At 42.5% G+C, this 26,121-nt stretch carries 23 protein-coding genes and 1 other RNA gene; 14 read left to right on the top strand and 10 right to left on the bottom strand.

Annotation, left to right across the window (positions count from 1 at the left end; translation table 11 throughout):
• Positions 1-13: 13 nt before the first annotated feature.
• Positions 14-1,144 (bottom strand): anthranilate phosphoribosyltransferase, encoded by a 1,131-nt coding sequence (gene trpD / locus RTJ53_RS03210; protein WP_312275806.1) that lies wholly within the window; start codon positions 1,142-1,144, stop codon positions 14-16.
• Positions 1,145-1,271: 127 nt separating this feature from the next.
• Complete coding sequence (locus tag RTJ53_RS03205) at positions 1,272-1,898, bottom strand: anthranilate synthase component II (RefSeq protein ID WP_312275923.1); 627 nt, start codon at positions 1,896-1,898, stop codon at positions 1,272-1,274.
• A 489-nt stretch (positions 1,899-2,387) separates the two neighbouring features.
• On the opposite strand from RTJ53_RS03205, the gene glnA reads away from it, so the two are divergent.
• The 5 genes from glnA (at position 2,388) to RTJ53_RS03180 (ending at position 7,136) form a co-directional block, all read left to right on the top strand.
• Positions 2,388-3,797 (top strand): type I glutamate--ammonia ligase, encoded by a 1,410-nt coding sequence (gene glnA / locus RTJ53_RS03200; protein ID WP_065252507.1) that lies wholly within the window; start codon positions 2,388-2,390, stop codon positions 3,795-3,797.
• 146 nt (positions 3,798-3,943) lie between these two features.
• Positions 3,944-4,687, top strand: a complete 744-nt coding sequence (locus RTJ53_RS03195) for a DUF4124 domain-containing protein (RefSeq protein ID WP_312275805.1) — start codon at positions 3,944-3,946, stop codon at positions 4,685-4,687.
• A 44-nt stretch (positions 4,688-4,731) separates the two neighbouring features.
• Positions 4,732-5,391 carry a 4'-phosphopantetheinyl transferase family protein gene (locus tag RTJ53_RS03190; protein WP_312275804.1) on the top strand — a complete coding sequence of 220 codons (660 nt, stop codon included), beginning with the start codon at positions 4,732-4,734 and terminating at the stop codon, positions 5,389-5,391.
• Positions 5,392-5,623: 232 nt separating this feature from the next.
• Positions 5,624-5,836 (top strand): cold shock domain-containing protein, encoded by a 213-nt coding sequence (locus RTJ53_RS03185; RefSeq protein ID WP_007116878.1) that lies wholly within the window; start codon positions 5,624-5,626, stop codon positions 5,834-5,836.
• A gap of 118 nt (positions 5,837-5,954) precedes the next feature.
• Entirely contained in the window at positions 5,955-7,136 is a 1,182-nt protein-coding gene (locus tag RTJ53_RS03180) for a DEAD/DEAH box helicase (protein ID WP_312275922.1), read from the top strand.
• Between the two features lie 82 nt (positions 7,137-7,218).
• Here RTJ53_RS03180 and RTJ53_RS03175 read toward each other — a convergent pair whose 3' ends face one another.
• Positions 7,219-7,557 (bottom strand): septal ring lytic transglycosylase RlpA family protein, encoded by a 339-nt coding sequence (locus tag RTJ53_RS03175; RefSeq protein ID WP_099833808.1) that lies wholly within the window; start codon positions 7,555-7,557, stop codon positions 7,219-7,221.
• 340 nt (positions 7,558-7,897) lie between these two features.
• Positions 7,898-8,258, bottom strand: a transfer-messenger RNA (tmRNA) gene (gene ssrA, locus RTJ53_RS03170).
• 265 nt (positions 8,259-8,523) lie between these two features.
• Between ssrA and RTJ53_RS03165 the strand changes: the two genes are divergently transcribed.
• Positions 8,524-9,303 carry a hypothetical protein gene (locus RTJ53_RS03165; RefSeq protein WP_312275803.1) on the top strand — a complete coding sequence of 260 codons (780 nt, stop codon included), beginning with the start codon at positions 8,524-8,526 and terminating at the stop codon, positions 9,301-9,303.
• Between the two features lie 45 nt (positions 9,304-9,348).
• Here the strand turns inward: RTJ53_RS03165 and RTJ53_RS03160 are convergent, their stop codons facing one another.
• The 3 genes from RTJ53_RS03160 to ilvA form a co-directional block, all read right to left on the bottom strand.
• The gene (locus tag RTJ53_RS03160) at positions 9,349-10,098 is read right to left on the bottom strand and encodes a YebC/PmpR family DNA-binding transcriptional regulator (RefSeq protein WP_060994896.1); all 750 of its coding nucleotides are present in this window, start codon (positions 10,096-10,098) and stop codon (positions 9,349-9,351) included.
• A gap of 137 nt (positions 10,099-10,235) precedes the next feature.
• Entirely contained in the window at positions 10,236-11,579 is a 1,344-nt protein-coding gene (locus tag RTJ53_RS03155; protein WP_312275802.1) for an ABC1 kinase family protein, read from the bottom strand.
• Between the two features lie 199 nt (positions 11,580-11,778).
• On the bottom strand, positions 11,779-13,329 hold the full coding sequence (ilvA, locus tag RTJ53_RS03150) for a threonine ammonia-lyase, biosynthetic (RefSeq protein ID WP_312275801.1): 1,551 nt from the start codon (positions 13,327-13,329) through the stop codon (positions 11,779-11,781).
• Between the two features lie 224 nt (positions 13,330-13,553).
• Here ilvA and rpiA point away from each other — a divergent pair, with 224 nt between their 5' ends.
• Positions 13,554-14,243 carry a ribose-5-phosphate isomerase RpiA gene (gene rpiA / locus RTJ53_RS03145; protein WP_312275800.1) on the top strand — a complete coding sequence of 230 codons (690 nt, stop codon included), beginning with the start codon at positions 13,554-13,556 and terminating at the stop codon, positions 14,241-14,243.
• Between the two features lie 132 nt (positions 14,244-14,375).
• Here rpiA and phbB read toward each other — a convergent pair whose 3' ends face one another.
• Positions 14,376-15,149: an acetoacetyl-CoA reductase gene (gene phbB, locus RTJ53_RS03140; RefSeq protein WP_312275799.1), complete on the bottom strand. Its 774-nt coding sequence runs from the start codon at positions 15,147-15,149 to the stop codon at positions 14,376-14,378.
• 570 nt (positions 15,150-15,719) lie between these two features.
• Here phbB and glnE point away from each other — a divergent pair.
• The 7 genes from glnE (at position 15,720) to RTJ53_RS03105 (ending at position 24,411) form a co-directional block, all read left to right on the top strand.
• Complete coding sequence (gene glnE, locus RTJ53_RS03135; RefSeq protein ID WP_312275798.1) at positions 15,720-18,542, top strand: bifunctional [glutamate--ammonia ligase]-adenylyl-L-tyrosine phosphorylase/[glutamate--ammonia-ligase] adenylyltransferase; 2,823 nt, start codon at positions 15,720-15,722, stop codon at positions 18,540-18,542.
• Between the two features lie 85 nt (positions 18,543-18,627).
• Positions 18,628-19,572: a branched-chain amino acid transaminase gene (locus tag RTJ53_RS03130; protein WP_007116868.1), complete on the top strand. Its 945-nt coding sequence runs from the start codon at positions 18,628-18,630 to the stop codon at positions 19,570-19,572.
• A gap of 130 nt (positions 19,573-19,702) precedes the next feature.
• Entirely contained in the window at positions 19,703-20,530 is an 828-nt protein-coding gene (locus RTJ53_RS03125; RefSeq protein ID WP_312275797.1) for a glycosyl transferase, read from the top strand.
• A 10-nt stretch (positions 20,531-20,540) separates the two neighbouring features.
• Positions 20,541-21,410: a glycosyltransferase gene (locus RTJ53_RS03120; protein ID WP_312275796.1), complete on the top strand. Its 870-nt coding sequence runs from the start codon at positions 20,541-20,543 to the stop codon at positions 21,408-21,410.
• A 15-nt stretch (positions 21,411-21,425) separates the two neighbouring features.
• On the top strand, positions 21,426-22,523 hold the full coding sequence (locus RTJ53_RS03115) for a glycosyltransferase (RefSeq protein ID WP_312275795.1): 1,098 nt from the start codon (positions 21,426-21,428) through the stop codon (positions 22,521-22,523).
• 18 nt (positions 22,524-22,541) lie between these two features.
• Entirely contained in the window at positions 22,542-23,297 is a 756-nt protein-coding gene (locus RTJ53_RS03110; RefSeq protein WP_312275794.1) for a glycosyltransferase family 25 protein, read from the top strand.
• Between the two features lie 16 nt (positions 23,298-23,313).
• Positions 23,314-24,411, top strand: coding sequence for a glycosyltransferase (locus RTJ53_RS03105; RefSeq protein ID WP_312275793.1), 1,098 nt, complete (start codon positions 23,314-23,316; stop codon positions 24,409-24,411).
• Here the strand turns inward: RTJ53_RS03105 and RTJ53_RS03100 are convergent.
• Both RTJ53_RS03100 and RTJ53_RS03095 read right to left on the bottom strand, forming a co-directional pair.
• The gene (locus RTJ53_RS03100) at positions 24,389-25,222 is read right to left on the bottom strand and encodes a hypothetical protein (protein WP_312275792.1); all 834 of its coding nucleotides are present in this window, start codon (positions 25,220-25,222) and stop codon (positions 24,389-24,391) included. The genes RTJ53_RS03105 and RTJ53_RS03100 overlap by 23 nt on opposite strands.
• A gap of 11 nt (positions 25,223-25,233) precedes the next feature.
• Positions 25,234-26,043, bottom strand: a complete 810-nt coding sequence (locus RTJ53_RS03095) for a hypothetical protein (protein ID WP_312275791.1) — start codon at positions 26,041-26,043, stop codon at positions 25,234-25,236.
• Between the last annotated feature and the right edge of the window lie 78 nt (positions 26,044-26,121).

Below are 26,121 nucleotides of genomic sequence, written 5' to 3'. Positions count from 1 at the left end.
TTTTTCCAAAAATTTAATGAGAGGTGAATTGCTGAGTAAAGCTTGCTAGTGCTGCCATTTTTTGCAAGGCTTTGCCACTGCTGATGATATCTTGTGCCATGGCTACGCCTTGTTTTATGGTCTCTGCTTTACCTGCCACATAGATGGTCGCACCGGCGTTTAAGGCGACCATATCCGCTGCTTTTTTGGCGATGGGGGTTTTATTAGGATTGTTAGCCAGTGCTTCGCGGATGAGCGCTAGGCTCTGTGCTGGACTGTCAATAATTAAGCCCTTAAGGGTTTGCGATTCGATACCAACATCTTCAGGTTCGATATCATACACGCTGACTTTGCCATCTTTAAGTTCAGCCACATGGGTATAAGTCGCCAGTGAGATTTCATCAAGGTTATCCACTGAGCCGACGACTAGCACATGCTCTGCGCCAAGGTTTTTGAACACATTGGCAAGCGGTTCGCACAGCGAAGGATTAAATACCCCAATCATGGCATTTTTGACGCCCGCCGGGTTGGTCAAAGGTCCCAAAATATTAAACACCGTGCGCGTTTTTAGGGTGCGGCGAATGGGCATCGCATGTTTCATTGCCACATGGTGATTGGGCGCAAACAAAAAACCAATACCATGCGTTTTAATCGACTGGGTAATCTGCTCGGTATTTAGCGCCAAATTAATACCCGCTTGCTGCAGCAAATCGGAACTGCCCGATTTGCCGGAAACGCCGCCATTACCATGCTTGGCGACATGGCAGCCGGCAACCGCTGCGACCATAGTAGCGGCGGTAGATACATTAAACAAATTCGCACCATCGCCCCCCGTACCCACAATATCGACGACGTTGGGCACATCCGACAAATCCACTTTAATCGCAAGCTCCCGCATTACTTGGGCAGCGGCGGTGATTTCTTCGATGCTTTCACCTTTCATACGCAGCGCAGTAAGCAGCGCGCCCATCATGGCATCGGGGCATTGACCTTGCATGATGGCTAGCATGACGCCGCGCATTTCTGCATAGGTCAGGTCAATGGTATTGATGGCGCGATCCAGTGCCGTGGTAAGTAGTAGTTGGGTTTGCTCTTGTGTTAATGGTTGGTTGTTTTCAATAGCCGTGGTAATGTCACCAAGATAGGGCGTTACAGTATGGGTCATGTTAGTCTCGTATGAGTTTTATGGCTTACACTTTATATATCATTGTACTAGTATACTATAACAAAGCCAGGTTTTAAAGCCAAGTTTTAAAGCCAAACTTTAAGCCGCAAAACTCAATTATCCCAGTCTAAGGGTTAGCGTTTTGATAGTTTTCATGGTTTTCATAGTTAGCTAAAAAATTTTTCAAAATCGCATACCCATGCTCACTCAAGATAGATTCTGGATGAAACTGCACCCCCTCAATTGGCAATGTTTGATGCCTAATGCCCATCACAGTAGGGGATGGCAGAGAATTATGTGGGTGAATATCATCACACCATGCGGTAACCTCTAGACAAGCAGGCAAACTGTCTGTCGCAATCGCTAAAGAATGATAGCGAGTGGCTTTAAAAGGTGAGGGAAGTCCGGCAAATATCCCTTGGTGGTGATGAAAAACTTGCGACACCCGCCCATGCATAATCGTTGGGCAACGAATGATATGGGCGCCAAATGCTTGCCCAATCGCTTGATGACCCAAGCAAACGCCTAATATAGGAATAATGCCGGCACAGTCTTTGATAAAACTCAACGTATTGCCCGCATCGCTGGGCGTGCAAGGTCCGGGACCAATGACCAAATAATCGGGATTTAAACGAATGATGTCTTCACTGCTGCAAGCATCATTGCGCCAGACTTCAACGGGTTGTCCCAATTGTTCAAAATACTGTACCAAATTGTAGGCAAAACTGTCGTAGTTATCAATAAAAAGTAGCAATCCAGAAACCCTATGCTGTAACTGTTGGACGATGGTTAGCCGATGAAAAAACTTCACCGTTATTTTAGTTAATTATTTTATCACAACCATTATACAAGTGACTGAAACCGAAGAAATGAAGCCGAGTCGGAGAGATAAATGTTAATGATTTTCACTAAAATAGTTAAACAAATATTTTATGCACCATAAAAGTGAATATCGATGAAATTCTAATTAAAATGGTGCAAGTGTCACAGCCGCATGGCGATTTTAAGGCTACCTAGGCAGATAGTGACGTTAGCCAACTTCATCAGTAAATCAACCCTCAAATAACTCATTGAATTTGATATAAAAATTTAATATTTGGCATGATGGCGCAAAAGTTGGCACATAACTTGAAAGTTTAAATCCAACAAGCACCACTTTGTTAATCTCTTGTCACAGCGCCAAAAAGAGTATAAAGTGGCGTAACGTTTTTTTAATCATTTTTTGCGTAAAAGGAAACGAGCAATGTCGAATAAATTTTTAGATTTAATCAAATCTAGCGAAGCAAAGTGGGTAGATTTTCGCTTTACCGATACTAAAGGTAAAGAGCAACATGTAAGCTATCCAGCTGACAGCATGGACGAAGACATTTTTGAAGAAGGTAAAATGTTTGATGGTTCATCAATCGCTGGTTGGAAAGGCATTGAAGCGTCAGATATGATTTTGATGCCAGATGCTGATACCGCCTTTGTCGATCCTTTCTTTCGTGAAACGACAGTTGTTGTGACCTGTGACGTTATCGAGCCATCAACCATGCAAGGTTATGACCGTGACCCACGCTCAATCGCGCGACGTGCTGAAGAATACCTAAAATCAACGGGTATCGGTGATACCGCATTCTTTGGTCCAGAGCCAGAATTCTTCGTATTTGATGATGTAAAATGGTCAATCGACATGTCAGGTGCGCGTCACACCATCTCAGCTGATGAAGCCGCTTGGTCAACTGATAAAGAAATGGAAGGCGGTAACTATGCGCACCGTCCACGCGTCAAAGGCGGTTACTTCCCAGTACCACCTGTTGATAGCTCACAAGATATGCGCGCTGATATGTGTGCCGCGGTAGAAGCGATTATGGGTGAAGGTCGTGTTGAAGTCCATCACCATGAAGTTGCCTCTTGCCAGCTAGAAATCGGTGTATCATTTAATACCCTAGTTCGTAAAGCGGACGAAGTACAACAGTTCAAATATGCAGTACACAACGTTGCACACGAATATGGTAAGACCGCGACCTTTATGCCAAAACCGATGGTCGGTGATAATGGTTCAGGTATGCACGTTCATTTGTCAATCCAAAAAGATGGCAAAAACACCTTTGCAGGTGATGAATACGCAGGGCTGTCAGAAACTGCTTTATACGCAATTGGTGGTATCATCAAACATGCTCGTGCTTTAAATGCCATTACCAACCCATCAACCAACAGCTATAAACGCCTAGTACCGCATTACGAAGCGCCTATTAAACTGGCTTATTCAGCGCGTAACCGCTCAGCGTCAATTCGTATTCCATACGTAGCAAGCCCGAAAGGCAAACGTATCGAAGCACGTTTCCCAGACCCAGCAGCCAACCCTTACCTTTGCTTTGCCGCATTGTTGATGGCAGCGCTTGATGGTATCCAAAACAAAATCCATCCAGGTGAAGCCGCAGACAAAAACTTATACGACCTTCCACCAGAAGAAGAAGCATTGATCCCAACGGTAGCGGAGAACTTGGAAGTTGCGCTCAAAGCGTTAGAAGACGACCATGAGTTCTTAACCAAAGGTGGCGTATTTACCAAAGAAATGCTTGACGCTTACATTGCCTTGAAAAAAGAAGAGGTAGAGCGTTACAACGTATCAGTTCATCCAATCGAATTTGATATGTACTACAGCTGCTAATAAGTTCGCTTTTCAAAAAACCCAACTTCACATAAAGTTGGGTTTTTTTATGTGAAATTTTTAGGATAATAGGCAAAATTATTTAGGGATTGATTATCAAGCTTGCTAAAATATGGGTAATAATGGGTTTTGAGGGGAAGGCTGATATGATTTCGACAAAATATACTACGGATAATAATAATAGCGGTTTACGGTATAGCTTTATACTCACGGCTGTAGTGTTATTGCTGACACAGTTAAGTCACGCTGAAGTGTATAAGACGACAACCTCAGAGGGGCAAGTGGTATATACCGATAATATCAATACCGCTTATCAATACAATAGAAACAGCAAAAATATCAGCGTATTAGATAAATTGCCCACCCAATCACAAGTATCATCGATGACCAATCAATCAACAACGACATCTAATAACTTGAACAATGAAGTTGATAATGCAGCGAGTACGGCTACTGACAATCGCTTGCCTGATAGCTTAACTGATCGCTTATCGACCCAATCCATCTCAGCAAGCCAGCAGGGCGATTATGTCATAAAAATTGTATCGCCTGAAGCCGGGCAAACACTGCGACGGGGTAGTCAACCAATTGAGATTAACGTTGCTTTGACACCGAGTTTAAAAATAGGCGATAGAATCGTCTATCAACTCAATAACCAAACCTTAGCGACCATAAAAGACACTAGCTATACTATTGCAACCACCACGCTCGATCCTAACCCTTATACCATTACCGTAAGCGTTGAAAATGTCTTAGGGGAAGTCATCGCGCAAGACACTCGCGCTATCACTCTCATCAGTAATAATGTACTGTATCAAAAAAAACGTAAAGCGATTGCGGAAGCACAAAAGAAGAAAGCCAATCAACCTTGGTATAAAAAAATACTTTAAGGCGTGATTAAATTTGCTTATACCATAAGGCACTAATATAACTAATGCAGTTTTATCCAATCGAACACCATAGCTGGGTGGCTATTGATATTCACCATAATTTGGGTGAACAGGCTACGCTATTCACCCATAAAGCAGGGTCGATGTCTTGTCGTCAATTGCTAAAAAAGCTACAGCAAGCGCTCAATGTGACAGGCGAGTTAATGGATGCAAACTTTCCTTATCATTTTATAACGGCTGATGGTTATACTTGGTATGTCAGTTTTAGCCATAGCCGCCAACATGCCGCAGTATTGATTTCACCCTATACAAATATCGGTATTGATGTTGAAGACAGCGCAATTAGTCATCAGGTTGCTTCACGCTTTTTTTCACCCTATGAATACCAATGGTTGAATCAAAAGCCTGCAGTCAATCAAGCAGTTTTACGAAACCTACTATGGCGACTTAAAGAATGTTCCATCAAAGCCCATCAACATGCCGATAAGCAATTAATAAAAGAATTAAAGCATAATGTGCTAGATGAATGGGGCGAGGAGGTTATCAATCAACTCATTAGTATTAATAAGATAAATGCTAAAGATAATGCCATACAATGTGTTCAAACCGACTATAAAATAATTGGCAACTTTAATAGTCAACCCTGCAGTTTTATTATCGTACACCCTGAAATAAGCCTAAAAAATCGCCATTTAAAAAAATAACCAATTCTTACGAAATTACTTTTTTTTGTAAAAAACCCATGCTATGATTGCTATAAGAACAATTTACTATGTAAGCGACATTGTAGAGAAATGTTTTAACAAACTATTACAAAAGCTTAACTAGTACATTATTTAGCAGGTGTAGGTAGCGAGTAGCTAAACTTAACTAGTCTTGATTAGTTAAGCAACTACTTTAAAACCTACCATTAATAGTGTTAAAGGAAGTTATAATATGTCAGTTCGTGAACAAGGCATTGTAAAATGGTTTAATGATTCAAAAGGTTTTGGATTTATTCAACGTAACAGCGGTGAAGATATTTTTGTTCATTTCCGCGCGATTCAAGGTGACGGCTACCGTTCACTTCAAGATGGTCAAAAAGTTGAATTCATCGTGGTTGAGGGTCAAAAAGGTCTTCAAGCTGAAGAAGTTACCAAAGTCGAATAAGTTGAGCCAAAAAGGGGTTGAAGTATTATTTTTGACCTTTTTGCAAACCAAGTTGATGTCATTAACTTGGTTTTTGTTGTTTCTCATAGCCAATGATTGATTGGTCAAAATAGGTTAAATCTCTGTGTTTCAAACTTTCTCACAATTACCCCTTCATCCAGCGCTCAAACAAGCGATTGACCAACTAGGCTATCAAACGCTGACCCCTATCCAAGCGCAAATATTGCCCAATACACTCGCTGGGCAAGATGCCATTGGGCAGGCACAAACAGGTACAGGTAAGACAGCAACGTTTTTACTGACCATCATCAATGAATTGCTGAATAATCCCATAGACCCTGAGGTTGATGGCGATCGTTTTTTGGGAGAAACCCGTGCGCTGGTGCTCGCGCCGACTCGAGAACTGGCTCAACAAATTTATCAAGATTGCCTTGAGCTCACCAAGTTTACCAAACTTCATACTGTTTGTTTGCTCGGTGGCACAGACTATGAGACGCAGTCAAAGCAGCTACATCAAAATTTTGTCGATATCATCATTGCCACCCCAGGTCGTTTGATTGATTTTTGCTTTCAGCACCATGTGTATCTCGATCGTCTTGAAATTTTGGTATTAGATGAAGCAGATAGAATGCTGGATATGGGGTTTATACCTGATATCAAACGGTTGATTCGTATGATGCCTGCCAATACGCATCGGCAAACCCTACTTTTTTCCGCTACCTTTAACCAAGATGTGATGAATTTAGCTTATCGCTGGTTATATCAGCCGATTTTTGTAGAGATTGCGCCCGAGCAAAAAACCAGTCAAAACATCGAGCAGCTATTTTTCACCTTGATGGAATCGGATAAACTGGCGGCGTTACAGCAAATTATTGAAAAAATTTCTCCCAAGAAAATGATTGTCTTTGCCAATCGTAAAGACCAAGTCAAACGCCTGTATGACAAACTTAATCGTCAATATAAAGTAGTGATACTGTCAGGGGATGTTATCCAAGCAAAACGCGAGAAGTATTTGGCACAATTTCGTCAAGGCGATGCCAATATTTTAGTGGCGACTGATGTCGCAGGGCGAGGTATTCATGTGGATGATGTGGCTTGTGTGGTCAATTATACCTTGCCAGACAGTCCTGATGATTATGTTCATCGTATCGGTCGTACAGGTCGGGCAGGCAATAAAGGTATGAGTATTAGCTTTATCAGTGAAAACGACGGGTTTAACTTGCCGGCTATCGAGCAATATTTGGATGAAAGTATCAAAATGCAGCAATGGTCGAATGATACCCGTTTTTTAGAGGATTAAACTTCTTAATTGATAAAACATTAAGGGCGCTATCAATTAATAGCGCCCTTTTTTACGGCAAAATACATTAATAAAAATAACGCTATAATCTAACGATGTCGACTTTTGCAAGACCGTTTGAAAGATTAGCAATTCTGCTAAAAGCACCTTTTGACAAATCTAGCGTACGCCCGTATTTGCCGAACCCACCTGTGTCAGTCACGCGTACTACCACACTTTTACCATTGGCTTTGTTGGTGACTTTAAGTAGGCTACCTAATTTATGCACGTTGCTAGCGGCAGTCAGTGCATGTTGATTGAATTTCTCGCCAGACGCCGTGGTACGACCATGATGCTTGCCACCATACCATGAAACAACAGCAGCGTTGGCTTGCTGGGTGACTAAAGTAGTGACAAACAAACTGGCAATGATATATTTCATCGGATGTTCCTTTTATCAATTAAAGTGGTCAATGATCTGACTACTTAAAGGTATCAAGGGGCATTTCCCGTGATTTACATATTAAAAACAAAGTAATATTGTTTAATATCACTTAAGGGATGTGTATTCTAATTACAAAGTTATGTTATTTCAAATATTTTATTGTAAACAAAATCTTCAATATCGGGTGTATTTTGCTAAACATATAAATTGTGTAACCATATCGGCTAGTTTTTCTAACCTGTTGATTTTATGTAAAAATGCTATCTTGAGTAGCTAATTGGATATAAAAAATGCAAAAAAAGAGAATGCAGATTACTGCATTCTCTTTTTTTATATATGGTGGAGATGGCGGGAGTTGAACCCGCGTCCGCCAGCACTACGCCCATGACTCTACATGTTTAGATTCTGTCTATGGCTTTAATGGTTGGCGAACCGACAGTCAGGATGCCAACCACGAGCCTCTTAAGTTTTGCTCAAATTGGCGAGACAACAATTTAAGCTATCCATCGTGCGTTCGCTTCAAGGAGAGCAACCAGACCAATGGCAATCTGTGCCGTCCCAAGCAGCCCTTAGGCTGCTAGAGCGTAAGTTTCGTCGTTTGCGACTAGTTTAAAATGTATATTTTATTTACGAGTGGACATACTCACTCGACATGCATCATTGAGTTTCATTACCAGCGTCGAAGCCAGAACATCCCCAAATGAACTGTGAATTATATAAGGTTAGTGGCTTAAAATACAAGGCTAAATGTCATAATAGTTAGGTAAATTACTAAAAACACACACAGCTTTTAAAACTGTCCAAATTATTGTCATGCATTTGACGTATTGAGCTGATAAGCTAACGTGTTGAAGTAAGTAAAATTTTTTTGATATATTTTAGTCAAAGAAACAATAGGCTAGGTAAATTAAAATAGGTAAGTTAGACTGAGTCAATTGAATAAGCTAATCGGATAATTAATGGATGACAGGGAATAAAAAAAATTCGCCAAGCATCATACGGATGTCGCAAAATCAGCTCAAACGCCAGCGTGAATGGGTGTATTTGGCGCATTTTTTAGCCATGCTGCATTTACATCCTGCCAAAACCATCTCGGGTACGGATGATGGTAATGAGCCTGATTTTACCTGTATTTTTTATTGTGACAAAGGTGAATATACCATTGGCATCGAATTGACCACTTTGCCAAGACTACGTGATGGACTCAGTAATGATAATTTAATGTTAAAACGTTGGTATTGGCAGTCGCTATTACAACTGTCCACCAAATTGACGCCAACGCAGTTTAATTGTCACGGTGAGATATTAGGTGTCAAGGGCGATTGGCAAAAAATTGATAACCGTAATATTTCAAATATATCCCAGCAGTTTATTGAGCAATCGAGTGATTTGCCACATCCTACGCTCAGTAGTAAATTACAAAACGGTATTGCCAAAACCATGCGTTGGTTACCCAGTGCGTTTTTTACCGATATGTCAGATGAAAACGAAGATTTACCGATTGATTCCTACATCAATCAAAGTGATATTGGTGCGGTGATGAGCAAAAAAGCGCATAAAGTCCAAGCGTACCGCAAAAAAAGAGCGTTGGATGAAGTCTGGTTATTGATTCATACCAATGAACAGCAAGAAAAGGGCGTATTAACTTTTGACACAAGTGAAGTATTGCATCACGGTAGTGAATTTAATCGAGTATTTCTAACCTTATACCCCACCATGACACTGCTACAAATTGCTAAATAAAAAGGCTAAATCTACATTTAGCCTTTTTATGCTTAAAAACTTCACTTAATCATCGAGTTGTTCCATGACATCATCCGTAAAGTTGACGTTGGTATAGACTTCTTGTACATCGTCCAAATCTTCTAGCATATCAATCATTTTCATGATTTTTTTAGCATCTTCGACATCAGTGACATCCGCCATGGTTGAAGGGGACATGGTCACTTCTGCGTTGTCAGATTTTAAACCGGCTTTTTCTAAGGCATCCATCACGTCACCGAAATTCTCTGGCTCAGTGACCACGGTGATACTATCACCGTTATTTTCAATATCGGTTGCCCCGGCTTCAAGTGCCACTTCCATGATGGTGTCTTCTAGCGAGACATCATCAAAGGTAATTTCACCGCGTTTGCTAAACATATAAGCCACTGAGCCTGATGTACCCAAGTTGCCACCATTTTTGCTAAAAGCGTGACGCACTTCGCCAACGGTACGGTTGAGGTTATCCGTCATGGTCTCGACAATCACCGCAACACCGCCCAAGCCATAGCCTTCATAGGTGATTTCTTGCATGTTGTCATTATCACCGCCGCCTGCACCACGTTCAATCGCCCGTTTCACAGTGTCTTTGGTCATATTAACTGAGTTGGCTTTTTCCACCGCCGCACGCAAACGTGGGTTACTTGCTGGGTCTGGGTCGCCTTGTTTGGCAGCGGAGACCAGCTCACGAATGATTTTGGTAAAGACTTTACCTTTTGCCGCATCTTGTTTGGCTTTACGGTGTTTGATGTTTGCCCACTTGGAATGTCCGGCCATGAGTGTATCCTTTATCTAACGTAACAATCTGATTTTCAAAATTTTGCGTGCGCTATTATAAACGAGCAACCCCGATTTTTGATAGGGGGTTGCACCTATGTCATCGCAGGAAATGTTATTGAAAGTTAAAATCAAACCTAAGGGCGAGGCGAGTCGTCAGGTCGTGGCAATGTCGGCAAATCAATATAGCGGTGTATCAACTCACTTAAATCAATTTTTACCTTTAAATTCACCAAGTTCCAGTACTGTCCAGAAATGGTTCGATCAAGCATCATTGTAAGTGGGGCAGGTTGAAAGCTTTGCCAGTATTTAAGCGACTCTTTTGCTTTGGCAATCGCTTGAAAATGGGTTTGGCTAGTGGCAAAGTCATAAGGCGCATGTTTGGATAAATCAAACAACTTGGTAAAACCATACGGGGTCAAACCAATCTGCAACCAATCGTTATAAAAGTCTGTGGGCAGTGGTTCATCATTGTCTTTTTTGATGCCAATGCTGACCAAATCTTGCTCAAGCGCTGTCACATCACCGCTCAGGCAATGAATGGCAAAGCGTTTGAATAACGCAACTTCGTCATGACTGTAAGATTTGATACCACCAAAGTCATAGGCAATGACCGAGCCATCAGGGCGAAACGCAAAGTTACCTGGATGGGGGTCACAATGCAGACGATACAGTTTGAACAATTGACCGGCACTAAAATCAAATAAGCGAGTGGCGATTTTTTGCTTGATGTCATTGTCCCAAGTGGCAGCCACTTCGAGCTTTTCACCCAGTTCTTGTGATAGGGTTAAAATACGTTTGGTGGAATGGCTATGAAAAACTTTGGGGATAATCAGCCCATCATCATCGCTGTGAAAACTGCCAAAAATTGCTAAATTATGGGCTTCTTTGGTGTAGTCAAGCTCGTCATACAGGCTATCACGGATTTCTGCAAAGATTTTATCTTGCAAGGTTTTATCCATATTGAGCACGCCAGTTATCTTAAGCGCCAAGCGAACGTGTTTTAAGTCACTATCGATACTGGTATCAACGTCGGGGTATTGCACTTTAACCACGACTGCTTCACCGGTTGGCAACACCGCTTTATGGACTTGACCGATAGAGGCTGCCGCAAAGGGTGATTGCTCGAACTGGGCAAACAACGCCTCAATCGGTTGCCCCAATTCTTTTTCAACCTGCTGTTTGATGACGTCAAACGGCATGGGCGGTGCGTCTTTTTGTAATTTCTCCAGCGCTTTTGAGACTTCAGGCGGAAACACATCTTTATACTGCGAGGCAATTTGACCGACTTTCATCACCGCGCCTTTCATTTCGCCTAATGTGTCGGCGATTTGCAGCCCTACGGTTTGCAGCATTTCGCTACGGGCTGTGAGTTTATCTTCTTCAGAGCCTGCAAAAGACTTAATAGAATTTTTAGCTGCTTTCCCTGCGATACTGGCAGTCATACCGGCAAGTTTTAAAAAACGTTTTTTTGATGACATAGTGGTTGTCTTATAGCAGAATTTTTTAATTAATTTATCAGGTAAATTATCAAGTTTTAAGTATTGAGATTAGCAGAAAATGGCTATTTTTGCTATGTATCGTGCTGAAATTTAGCGAATTTTGTGCATAGCTTGGCATAAAAAACTTGGCACAAAAAAAGGCGCCACGATGACACCTTTTTTGTCCAAACCGTTAAAATTATTGTAAAAATAAGCGATAGCCTAAGTTATCGGTGAGGTTTTCGCACTCATAGCCAATGTCTTGCAGCTTGGCAAGTAATTGCTCGGCAGTTTGCTCACCCATTTGAATGCCCGCTAAGATACGCCCTTCAGCCGCCCCATGATTGCGATAGTGGAATAAAGAAATATTAAACTGTGAGCCCAATTTTTCAAGGAAGTTAAGCAGCGCGCCAGGACGCTCGGGAAATTCAATGCGAAATAATTGCTCGTCTCTTAATCCCGCGTGCCCACCGATTAAATAGCGAATATGGGTCTTGGCGACCTCATCATCGGTCAAATCAATCGCGGCATCATCGGCTTCATTGAGTAACTGGTGGATTGCTTTGCGCTCTTTTTCCCCTTCTTTGAGGGCGATACCGACAAAAATATTGGCAGCGTGATGGGCATAGTTGGGGTTGGTGTTGATGCGGTAGTTAAATTCGGTAATGTTGCGACCTTTGAGTGAGCGGCAAAAATCCAAGAAGGCGCCTGTGCGCTCAGGAATGGTCACTCCAAAAATCGCTTCTTTTTTCTCACCAATTTCGGTACGTTCAGCGATATAGCGTAACCGGTCAAAATTCATGTTGGCACCACATAAAATCGCTACGCAGTTTTTGCCCTGTAGGTTATGATCTTCGATGTATTTTTTCATACCTGCGACCGCCAACGCGCCTGCAGGCTCGACGATGGTGCGGGTTTCATCATACACGTCTTTAATCGCCGCACACACTTCATCATTGCTACAAGTGACCACATCAGGCTCGACCACGGGACCTGAGTTATCGCTTTTTGGCATACGGCAGACGTCAAACGGTATTTCACCCAGTTGCGCGACTGCCACCCCATCGACGAACAACCCCACTTGGGGTAAGCGCTTGCGTTCATTGGTGGCTAAGGCGATTTTGAGACAGGCTGCTTCTTCTGGCTCGACCGCCACGACTTTGACATGCGGTGCGACTTCCCCCAAAAACGCTGCCACACCTGAAATTAAACCACCGCCACCAACGGCAACAAACACATATTCCATTTTACGCCATTGTTGTACTAGCTCCATGGCAATAGTACCTTGACCTGCGATGACCAGTTTATCGTCATACGGCGGAATAAAGGTCAAACCATCGGTTTGGGCGCGTTCAATGGCATAGCGGTTTGATTCATCAAAACTATCACCATATAGCACCACATTGCCGCCCAAAGACTTGACCGCACTGACTTTGATATCGGGGGTGGTGGTTGGCATCACGATAATGTTATTGAGTCCCAAGCGGCTAGCCGAGAAGGCGACGCCTTGCGCGTGGTTGCCGGCAGAGGCACAAATCACGCCTTTGGCTTTGTCTGCTTCGCTTAACTGGCTAATTCGATTGTAGGCACCCCGCAGCTTAAAAGAAAACACTGGCTGAAAATCTTCACGTTTAAAACGAATATCGTTGTTAAACCGTTCACTGAGTTTTTTGGCGGGTTCAAGCGGCGTTTGAATAGCAGCATCATACACGGTCGCTTGAAGGATAAGGCGTACCCAATCTGATAACATAATAATGACCTAAGTTTGAAAAATACGTTTGAAGATTTATTTTTACGCTCTGTGTGCTTTTATAACCAAAACAAAGCAAATCGTTAGAGAAGTAAAAAATAAGTGATTAGATTAGGACTTTAGGGTTTAGCTTGCAAGTGCTTTTACGGTAAAATAAGTTGGGTAATTGATAGCATTAAGTTTTCTATCTATTTTTTTGATAAATTCCTAACAAGGCTGGGTCTATGAGTACGATGAATGCAAGCACGCAACAACAACAAAAACAAGCCGTGGCAGCAGACGCGTTAAAATATATCGAATCAGGCATGATTTTGGGTGTGGGGACGGGCAGTACCGTCAACTGCCTCATTGAATTATTGCCAAAAGTTAACCTAAAGGGCGCTGTGGCAAGCTCAAAGGTCACCGAAGATAAGCTTAAAGCGCTCGGTATTGAGGTGATGGATTTAAATTTCACGGGTGAGTTAGACTTATATATTGATGGTGCCGATGAAGTAAACGAGCACTTACAGCTAGTCAAAGGCGGTGGCGGCGCTTTAACCCGTGAAAAAATTGTTGCCGCCGCATCTAAGCAGTTTATTTGCATGGTGGATGAAAGCAAATGGGTGCAGCAATTAGGTGTTGGCTTTCCACTACCGATTGAAGTATTGCCGCAAGCGCGCTCGTATGTGGCGCGTGAGTTGGTGCAGCTTGGCGGTGAGCCGGTCTACCGTGAAGGATTTGTCACCGATTATGGCAATTTAATTTTGGATGTTTATGGCTTAGATATCGGCTTGGACATTGAGAAGGTAGCAGCGTTTGAAGCAAAGTTAAACAATGTAGTAGGAGTGGTGTGTAATGGGTTATTTAGCGCACAGCGCGCTGATATCTTGCTGATGGCAACGGCAGATGGCGTAAAAAAATTAACAGCCAAGTAAGTTGCCAGTAAGTTAACGGTTGTTAGTAATGTTGTCATACAACAAAAAAGACCAAGTCACAATGACTGGTCTTTGTTAGTTCATAACCGATTTAGTTTATAACCGCTAATGACAAGCTTGATAGCAGGCTAACTAGTGCATGTATTGACCGCCGTTTACGTTGATGGTCTCACCTGTGATATAAGCAGCGCCATCGCTGACCAAATACACCACGGCAGCGGCAATCTCTTCCGGTTGGGCGATACGACCCATTGGGATGCCTGCTTTGATGCTTTCCATCACTTTTTCAGGCACTGCCATCACCATTTTAGTACCCGTATAACCCGGTGCAACCACGTTAACGGTCACCCCAGATTTAGCGCCTTCTTGTGCCAGCGCTTTACTAAAGCCGATGATACCTGCCTTGGTGGCTGAGTAGTTGGTTTGACCAAACTGACCTTTTAAGCCATTAATTGAGCTGATACTCACAATACGCCCAAATTTTTGCTCAAGCATTTTGTTAAAAACAGGTTGGGTGACCGTGAATAGTGATTTTAAGTTGGTATCAATCACCTCTGACCATTGCTCATAAGTCATTTTTTTGAAAGTCGTATCACGGGTGATACCTGCGTTATTTACTAGCACATCAATGTGACCTGCTTTTTCAATTGCATCAAGAATGGCTTTTGTGGCTGCTTCATGGTCGGTGAGATTGGTTTCAACAAAGGTGAAATCGCTGGCATTCATGCCTTCTTCTTTTAACCAAGCTTCGCCGCGGTTGACCGTGCTATCAGCTTTGTGGGTGTAGGTTGCAATGATGTGATAGCCAGCTTGGATTAGCGCATGACAAATAGCAGTGCCAATACCACCTAACGCACCTGTTACGAGGGCAATTTTTTTGTTTGCAGTTGGGTTGTCCGTTGTCATCACAGTACGCTCCTTGTTTGTTGTGATTGTTTGTTGTAATAAAAAAATTCAATGATTTAAATAGTTTATAGTATAAATGTGTTGGTTTTTTTACAATTGAACATGCGGCTAAAAAATTAGTCACACGTGAATGAAATCAGGGTCAAAAAAAACTATAGACCGAATATTCACATAAATTTATTGACTTTTACTTCCTTGTTTTTTTCATCATATATGAAAATTTGATAACTACCAATATTTTTTACGTTTTTATTTTTATTACAAACATTTTGCTACGCGCAAACGAGTATTTATAGGTTTGTGTGCTAAAAAAATTTGCAACAATAGCGGTTTGTGCTAGGCTATAAGGATAACTTTTAAGCAGTGTAAGGTTGAGCAAAATACTCTGTATCAACCGCACTTAATCAAGGCTAATTGCAAAATCTCCCGCTTGATGGTACAAACTTGGCTTGGTTGTACAAACTTGATTGGACAAGATTGATTGTATCGATACGCAAGCGTGAATGCTTAGTACTTATATATACCACGATGAGGTGGGTCTGTTTATTTATTTGCCACACGGAAATTAGAATGCCGCAACTCTTACCGACGATAGAACAAATCGCTGTATTACAGCAAGCTAGTAATTTTGGCTATCAGTATTGGCAGACTAAAACAAACGTTGCACAAAGCTTTTTAAAAAGCTATCCCCTTACCCAAACGCTCGATGTCCAACATATCAAAGATTTAATACGCGATTATACGCTGGATGAAGATTACCAATTGGCGGATGAAGCAAGCGTGATGCGTGGGCTGCGCCATCTACGAAATTTGTTGATGGTGCGCTGGATTTGGCAAGATGCATTAAATTTAATTAGTCTAGAGCAGCTAACATGGGAGTTGTCAAAATTTGCCGATTATTGTCTCATCTTTGCCAAAGACTATGTGTATCAAGATTTAATCAGTCGCTATGGCGAGCCGTATTTTTTCGATGAAAAAAATAAAACACATAAAGATGATTTAGCCATTATCGCCATGGGTAAAATGGGGGCAGAAGAGCTTAACTTATCAAGCGATATCGATTTGATTTTTGTTCATCAGGGGCAAGGTGAGACGGTCGTTGACCCGTTAAAACAACAAGGGTCAAAAGCTGCTAAATCCATCGACAACAAGAAATTTTTTACCAAATGGGGTCAAGGCATCATCAATCTGCTTGATAAAAACACCCAAGATGGTTTTGTATTTCGCATTGATATGCGCCTGCGTCCTTGGGGTGATGGCAGTGATTTGGCAATTCATTTATCGGCACTGGAAAAATATTTTGCCCAACATGGACGGGCGTGGGAGCGATTTGCTTGGCTAAAAGCCAGAATCGTCAACCCTGTCACCTTTAGCGATAGCTTAAAAGCGCTTATCAAGCCGTTTGTATTTCGTTATTATGTCGATTATAGTGCCTTTGCCGCCCTACGTGAGATGAAATCACTGATTCAAAACCAAGTCGAACAACGTCAAGATACCGACAATGTCAAGCTTGGGGCGGGTGGTATTCGTGATATTGAGTTTATCGTGCAGTCGTTTCAGTTGATTTATGGCGGGCGTGTCAGTGATATCAAAGTAAAAAACTGCCTACAAGCGATGAGCCAATTAGAAAAACATGGCTTTATCGATGCTGTGACCCATGAGCAATTGGCACAAGCCTATCGTTTTTTACGCAGATTAGAGCATGGTATCCAAGCCATCAATGATGAACAAACCCAGCGACTACCACAAGACGCCATGCAGCGACATCAGCTTGCCCAAGTATTGGGGTTTGCCGATTGGGCGGCATTGTTAGCCAAACTCAATGAATACCGCCAAACGGTAAAAATACCTTTTGACGAGCTGGTCAGTGATCGCCAGCAATCTGATGAACAACTGCAAGTGGATCATCAGCACAATTTATCTGAGCTTGAGCAAAAATTAAGCGCTGACAATAAAGATAAATTAAGCCAGTTTTGGCAAAGTAAGCTCATCGCAGGGCTTAGTGAAGAAGCCAAGACTCGCTTAAATGCCGCTTATCCGATTCTAATCAATGGATTGTTACATTCTGATTTAAGCGAAGATGCAATCAACGTGGCGTTACCTAGAATGTTGACACTACTAGAGTCGGTAAGTCGTCGGTCAATTTATTTGGTCATGTTTGTCGAAAACCCAACGGCAGCCGCCAAATTGATTCCCATGTTGGCAGCAAGCCCTTGGATTGCGAGCGAATTGGTCAGTTATCCTGTTTTGCTAGATTCATTTATCCGTGAAAAATACCGTCATTTACCTGATAAGGCAGAACTCAGTGACATCTTGCGTCAGCAGTTGTTACGGGTAGAACCTAATGATGAAGAAGGGCTACTCAACGCCTTTCGTTTTTTCAAAAAAACCCAAGTCTTGGCAGTGGCGGCGAGTGATGTGTTGGCGGATAGACCGTTGATGAAAGTCTCTGATTCACTCACCTTTATCGCTGAAGTGGTGCTTGAAAAAGCGTTGCAACGGGTATTTGGTGAATTGGTAAAAAAACATGGCTATCCTGTTAATGCCCAAGGCGAGCCTGTGAGTGAAACGCATAATGGCTTTGCGATTATCGGTTATGGTAAGCTTGGCGGGCTTGAGATGAGTTATAGCTCAGATCTTGATCTTGTGTTTATTCATGATATTGATGAAGAAGCGATGACGCTCGGTGAAAAACCCATCAGCGGTATGAAGTTTGCCGCACGTCTTGCCCAAAAACTGATGAATTATTTGACCACCCAAACGCGTGATGGTCGCGTCTATGAGATTGATATGCGCCTGCGTCCTTCGGGTCAAGCGGGTATGATGGTGGTATCTACCCATGCGTTTGAACTTTACCAAATGCACAAAGCTTGGGCATGGGAACACCAAGCGTTGGTTCGCGCTCGTGCCATTTGCGGGGATAACCGGGTGATGACGCGATTTGACCAGATTCGAAAAGAAGTGTTGTGTCTGCCGCGTTATAAAGACAGTGTTCGTATCGAAGTATCCACCATGCGTCATAAGATGCAAGACCATTTGGGCAGCAAACCGCATACCAAGCAGCAAGGATTATTCCATCTGAAACAAGATGCAGGCGGATTGGTTGATATTGAATTTATTGCCCAGTTTGCTGTCTTGGCGTATGCCAATAGTTATCCTGCGTTGGCTGTTTGGAGTGACAATGTGCGTATCTTTGAAGCGCTTGCCAAAACGGGCATCATCGAGGCAGAAATATGCGAACAGCTAACGCACGCTTATCTTCGTATCCGCAGTATGACGCATCGGTTGGCTTTGGCAGAGCAGCCGATACTGGTAGATGAAGCCCAGTGGCATGAGCTGCGTAATTTTGTTGATGCGCAATGGCATCATCTAATTGGGCAACGTCCAGAATAGATGTAACATCACTTTTTATTTAAAACAAAAACTTTTTATTTAAACAAAGCACTTTTTATTTCAAACAAAGCACTAGGAGTAATCAATGGCAACAATTCCCAGCATGGCAGACCGTGATGGTTTTATCTGGATGGACGGCAACATGGTAGACTGGCGTGATGCCAAAATCCACGTATTAACCCATACACTGCACTATGGGATGGGTGTATTTGAGGGGGTTCGAGCCTACAAAACCCATGATGGACGCACGGCGATTTTTCGTCTGGAAGACCATACCCAGCGCCTGCTAAATTCAGCTAAAATTTTCCAGCTTGCTGTACCCTATTCGTATGAAGAAGTATTACAAGCACAAAAAGCCGTGGTACGTGAAAATAACCTTGAATCGGCATACCTTCGCCCATTGATTTGGGTGGGTTCTGAAAAATTGGGTATCGCTGCCAAAGATAATAGCATTCACACCATCGTTGCCGCTTGGGTTTGGGGTGCTTATCTGGGTGAAGAAGGCATGGCAAAAGGTATCCGTGTAAAAACCTCAAGTTTTACCCATCACCATCCAAACGTCACCATGTGTAAAGCCAAAGCCGTCAGCAATTACCCAGTATCTATCATGTCAAACCAAGAAGTCACCCGTCATGGCTATGATGAAGCGGTATTGATGGATACCCAAGGCTATGTTTGTCAAGGCTCAGGGGAAAACTTATTTTTGGTCAAAGACGGTGAGCTTCATACCCCAGATTTGTCAGGGGGTGCATTGGACGGCATTACCCGTCGCACGGTGATACAGTTTGCACAGGATCTGGGCATCAAAGTGCATGAGCGTAGAATCACCCGTGATGAATTTTATATCGCAGACGAAATTTTTATGACAGGTACTGCTGCCGAGATTACCCCAATTCGTGAATATGATGACCACGTCATTGGCTGCGGCGCGCGTGGTGAAATCACCGAAAAACTACAAAGTCTATTTTTTGACGTGGTGCAAGGCAAAAATGATAAATACGCGCACTGGCTCAGCTACGTGGATGAATAATCGGTAAAATTGTAGATAAGTGAAAATAAGTAGATAAGTGATAATAAGTAGATAAGTGAAAATAAAAGGATAGTTATGTTAAAATGACTATCCTTATTTTTTGAAAAATTATCGGTACTTTGGAAGTGACATGACAACATCGAGTGCAACCACCCCGCTTAAACAAATTATTTGTATCAAATGGGGCACCAAATATGGCGCAGATTACGTTAATAAACTCTATGGGATGGTAAGCCGTAATATCACCCCGCCGTTTCGCTTTGTTTGCTTTACCGACAATACCGATGGCATCCGTCCTGAAGTAGAATGTCAGGATTTGCCGCCCAGTGATATTGTGATGCCTACCAATACCCTTGGTAAATGGCCTAAGTCACGGCTTTGGAATGCACAGCTTGGCAATGTCACAGGAACAGTATTATTTTTAGATCTTGATGTGGTCGTAGTGGGTAGCCTTGACGACTTTTTTAGTTTTGGTGATGACAATCAGACGGTTTTATCTTATAACCCAAGTAACCCCTTAGAGAAGCTAGGTCAAACCTCGTGTTTTCGCTTCAAAGTCGGTAGCTTGGTTAGTTTGCTAGAAAAATTCCGTGCCGATCCACAAGGCGTGGCGGATAAATATCGCTTTGAGCAGCGCTTTGTCACTCGTAATGCCCCAGGTGGGGTTAAGCTTTTTCCAAAAGAGTGGGTGGTGCATTTTCGCCGCAAATGCCGCCAGCCATTTCCGCTAAATTATTTTATCCCACCAAAACTGCCTCATGATGCACGCATTATTATTTTCCCTGGTGATTTGTATCCGCAAAATGCGATTGCAGGGCAATACAACAAAAATTCTGCCGATAATGCCAAAGACCATTTAGGGCAGTTATTCACCGCTGAAAAAATCAAAAAACCGATTTCGCATTTACGCCATTTTATTTTGCCGACTGATTGGGTGGCAACGCATTGGCGAGAATAGAGGATAAACTATGGCGAACTTAGACCAACCTATCAAAATTTTTATCGGCTGTGACCCTAATAACAGTGACCTTGAGCAGATGATGGTGCTAGATTATAGCTTGCACAAACATACCAGCGAGCCTGTCGAGATTATCTGGATGCAGTTAAGCCGTGACCCAAGCAGCGTATGGTATTCCAATCCGCAAACAGGCGAGGGCTGGCATACCGAAAAATGGGCGACCCCGTTTTCGGGCTTTCGTTGGGCAATCCCCGAATATTGTGGCTTTAGCGGACGGGCGATTTATATGGATGCCGATATGGTGGTGTTGGACGATATCGCTAAATTGTGGCAGCACCCGATATCTGATGAGGCGATCCTTGCGGCTAAAGGTGATGGCGATTTGATGCGACTGTGCACCTGCGTATGGGATTGCCAAAAAGCCAAGGATTATCTTGAGCCTATAGCACATCTACAAGCCGATCTTGAGAGCCATAGCAAAATGATGGCAAAATTTAAAGCCAATCCGCAACTCATACAGCTCTACCAAGACAGCTTTAATTGTGTGGATGGCGAAGATTTAGCGATTGAGGATATTCGAATTTTGCATTATTCAGACATGGGGACGCAGTTTAGCCATAAATATTCCTTACCGCGCTTACAAGCCGAGGGCAAAACGCATTGGTTTGATGGGCAGATTTTGCCGCACCCTCGTCAAGATTTGGTTGAGGTTTTCGATACCTACTATCAAGAGTCGATACAAGCGGGCTATAGTATTGAGAACTATCGCACTACGCCGTTTGGCGAGTTTCCAAAAAGAACTTATAAAAAAGGTTACAAAGGTAATGCGGTCACTCGCCCTGCGAAAAAACCTTCTTTATTTAGTCGTTGGTTTAAATAGTCAATAGAGTATTAAATGGCATTGGTACAGTCACAAAAAATCGTATTAGTGATTAATTCACTGCAAGGCGGTGGTGCAGAAAAATTTGTTTTGACCTTGGGGGAAGCCTTTTACCAGATGGGCTTTGAGGTGCATATTGTCCGATTTGACCCGATTGTCGAACATACATTAAGCGAAAATTTAATCTATCATCTTATTCCTTTTCGCAATTATCGACGCTTTCCGAAAGGTAAAATTCGGCATTTCTTTTTTGCTCGCGCGGTTGATGGCTATATCAGTAAACATATTGGTCAGCCTGTGGCAATATTCGTGAACTTGTACCGTGAACATGAGGTATTTTATTATTCAAGGCAAAAAAAGGTGGCGTATGTCATCCATAATCAACTGAGTGAAAAATTAAAACTTGCTACCTTGCCGCCCAAGCAGCTTTCTTACTTTCAACGAATTTATACCAAGTATCCTGCTATTTGTGTGAGCGGCGGGGTAGCGCAAGATTTTGTCCGTCAATTTGGTGAACCGACCAAAACCACCACGATTTATAACCCCATCGACCGTGATAAAACCCGTGTATTAGCTGAGGCAGCTAACCCAGATTTACCCACCATTACCCAACAGGGCTATCTTATTCATGTGGGTAGTTTTAAAGCGCAAAAAGGGCATGAAATTTTATTGCAAGCTTATGCCAATTCGGCACAGACATTGCCCTTGGTATTGGTGGGTAAGGGTAGTTTGCAAGCGCAAATTGAACAAAAAATTATCGCGTTAAACTTGCAAGATAAAGTGATTTTAACTGGGTTTCAAAAGAATCCTTACCCATTGCTAAAGCACGCCACAGGGTTTGTGTTGTCCTCGCATTTTGAGGGCTTTGCATTGGTATTGGCAGAGTCATTGGCATTAGGCGTGCCTGCGATTAGCACCGATTGTCCGTCAGGACCTAGTGAAATTTTGCCGCCGCAGAATTTGGTGGCAGTGGCAGATATCCCTGCGTTAACTGAAAAAATCAACCAATTAATGAGCCATCCTATCCAGTTTAATGTGCCATTTAACGAAGCTTTTTTGCCACAAAATGTTGCCCGTCAGTATTTGACATTTATGGGGGTTGGCTTTGAATAAATCCAAGCGAGAAAAGTGATGCTAAAAAATTATGTGATTAGTCTCGCTCATCATAGCAAGCGGCAAAGCCATATCCAACAAGAGTTTGCTAAGCAGCACATCCCTTTTACTTTTTTTTCGGCGGTCACCCCTGATAAAAATACCCAAGTCGCTCAGCGACTGGCGATTGATATCACAAAGTCGGTATCTAGTGACACCGAAATTGCCTGTTTTTTAAGTCATGCTAGCTTGTGGCAACGCTGTGTGGATGAAAATCTTGATTATATCGGGATATACGAGGATGATATTTTTTTAGGTCAGCAGTTCGAGCAGTTTATTCGTCAAACTGATGTTTTTCAAAGCCGAGCTATCGATATTTTAAAATTAGAAAAGGTAAGCCCAAGGGTGCATTTGACTCATCCGATAGTCTTGCCTCAGGGTAGACGGACGATTTATGAATTAAAGTCTCGCCATTTAGGCGGGGCAGGTTATCTGCTATCCCATCGCGCTTGTCAGTATTTATTACAATATATCAGAAACCTACCCCAGCTTGAGGCAGTAGATGTGATGCTATTTGATGTGGGAAAATACCCCAAAGCCCTGCCTGTATATCAGCTTGTGCCTGCGATTGTGATTCAGGAGCATCATCTATTACCGCAAGTTGCTTTGGCAAGCAGTCTACAGGCAACCAGAAGCCAAGAAATTAAACGACCTTTAACAGGGCTACAAAAAATCAAACGTGAAGTCCTGCGTGCGACACGCCCACTATATATGACCAACCTTACCTTTGAATAACCATAAGGAGCCACTTGTGAGCTGCAACCCCTCAAATATCATTGTGTTGGTTATCAACTGCTTGCAGGGGGGCGGGGCAGAAAAGTCAGTATTGACGCTCGCGGAAGGCTTTTATCAACTGGGCTATAAAGTCCATGTCATCCGATTTAAAGCCACGACAGAATATGAGCTTAGTCCACATATCGATTTTCATATTGTCAACTTTAAGTGGTTTAAATTAATCCCCAGTGATAGGGTGCGTTACCAACAATTTGCCAAACATTTAGATAACTATATTTTAACGCATATTGGTCAGCCATGTTTGACGATTGCAAATTTGGAACGGGCGGACAAGGTGTTAAGCTATAGCCAGTTACCCAATGTCATTCATGTGATTCGTAATACCCTTTCTCAAGAACTGAAATTAGCCCAAGCTCGCAATAAGCCTATGGATATAGCGCAGCTAAAGACGACCTATCATGCGCAGCCTTGTGTGGCGATTAGTGAAGGAGTGGCGGTGGATTTTAAGGCGACCTTAGGGCTGACGAATATTACCACGATTTATAACCCGATTGATAACAAGCTTATTGAGGCAATAGCAGAGGCATACCCGCTAGAGATTGCGGAGTTTATTGTGCATGTGGGCAGCTTCAAGTACCAAAAAGCCCATGATATCCTGCTAAAAGCCTATGCCAAAACCTCTCAACGTTATCCGCTGTATTTGGTGGGTCAAGGCAAACTGATGGCAGAAACCAAACAGCTTGCGGTTGATTTAGGGATTAGCGATAAGGTGGTATTTACTGGCTTTAAATCTAACCCCTATCCGTATATCAAACACGCTAAATGCTTAGTATTAAGTTCTCGATTTGAGGGCTTTGGGCGAGTGATTGCCGAAGCATTAGCCGTGGATACGCCTGTGATAAGCACCGACTGTCCGTATGGTCCTAGTGAGTTGTTACCAAGGCAAAATCTTGTCCCTGTCGATGATATTGACGCCTTAGCCCAATTATTAGAACAAGCAATGGCAAATCCATCGGCGTTTGCCGTACCGTTTAATGAGCAATTTTTACCCAAAAATATCGCTAACCAATACATTGAGCGATTCGTGACCTCTAATCTGCCCGATACGGAATAAATGTAAACAAATCCTTAGAGATGGGCGAGTGGTTATAAATTTGCACGCCTTTTTGCTGATAGTTGTGGGCTACCCAATCAAACGACGGTACGATACGGTGGGTGATAGCCTTATCAAGTTTGGTCGGGGCAGCATTGTCTTGGCTTTCATAAAACCGTGGCTGCTGGCTATTAATTAAATCAATGCCATACAGATGTATCATTTGAAACCCTAAAGAATAAGCAAGCTGTAACGCCACCAACGCTACCGTTCCTCCCTCAACAAAGCCGTAACGAATATCCCAAGACACCCCAATTTTTTTATTGATGCTATGATAAGGGCTATGTTTTAGGTGTTTTAGTCGGGTACGTTTATTGAGTGTGACAGCTATTTTGCCTAAAAGGCTAGTTTGCTGAAGGGCAATCAAACTATCATCAATCGGTCTATCGACTGGATAGATGATATAGATATGGTCGGCATATTGAACTAAAAAATCGGGCGCATCTTGCCATAGTTGTTCTGCCACTAAAGCACTGATATACAGTGGATAACCACCCCGATAATACTGCAGCGGAATACTACAGTTATGCTTAATAAAGCGTGGGTCAGTGATAACATACGCCACAATTTTTTCAAATTTATAGTGTTCGGTCAGGCTAATACTGCCATTTACAAATATAACCGACTCACAACCAAGCGAGTCGATGGCATTGGTCTGGATGCTTGGGCCTGACGCCAAAATATGTACTGTCGTATCAGAGACTTTTGGTAGCACAAATGCAGGATTGACAATACGTAGGGCGATTGTCTGAGTAGATCGGGTAAGTATCAAAGAATGATTGGCTACCACCATGCTGATTTTTCATCCTTATGTAGTTGTTTTAATGTGGTGAATGCGCTAGGTTGGTCATGCAATCTAGCAAACACCTTGAGTAAGAGTGTGGCAGAAAAAGGGTCTTCAGCGTAAAAATGCTGATACCGCTCACGCATATGTTTTAGTGTATCGTCCTTACCTAGCCTAAAATAGGTCAAACCAGCATACAGCGGTTTATGATGGGCGTACAAAATAGCGGATTTTTCCTCATCTAGGCTGGCAGATGAACGATAGAGATACTGCTGGGTTTCGTAGACTTTTACCGTATTAATCAAAGTAATAATATTGAGTAATATTGCCTTTCTAGTCGGTTTTGGATCAAAATCAATAAAGGTATCACAGGCAGAGGCAATCCATCGTAAACTTAAATTATCCATCAGATAGTCAGTCTGCGTTTGCCAAAGGTGGGTAAAGGTTTGAAAAGTTTTTTCAGGTTGAAACCGACGGCGTAATAATACAATCAGTATCGCATGGTAAAAACTAAGTTCAGATTGTCCTATAAACTCGAGTTGCAACGTGGTTAAATGCGTGTATAAATTGCGAATACGCCGTGGCTCATAGTCCTTAAGCGGGTCTATCGGTTCATCCACTTGGGTATCATCTAATAAATGGGGGTGAGCTTGAATAATCGTATCAATGATAGAACAAGTATCACTATCAATCACACGAATTTTCATCGCCTCAATATTTTGCCCGGCATAGTGGTCAATAATTTGATTCGCCCCAAGGCGTTTTTCACTTTTAAATAATAAAATAAACTTACGATACCAGTTTGCCATTTTTTATTATTCCTAAAACCGCAAGCTTATGTGAAATTTCTTTTAAGTTGAATTACCCGATGCTCAATTATCCATTAA

The organism is Moraxella sp. CTOTU46711 (assembly GCF_031975715.1).
Lineage (GTDB): Bacteria > Pseudomonadota > Gammaproteobacteria > Pseudomonadales > Moraxellaceae > Faucicola.
This window is presented reverse-complemented; position numbering and strand designations above follow the sequence as displayed.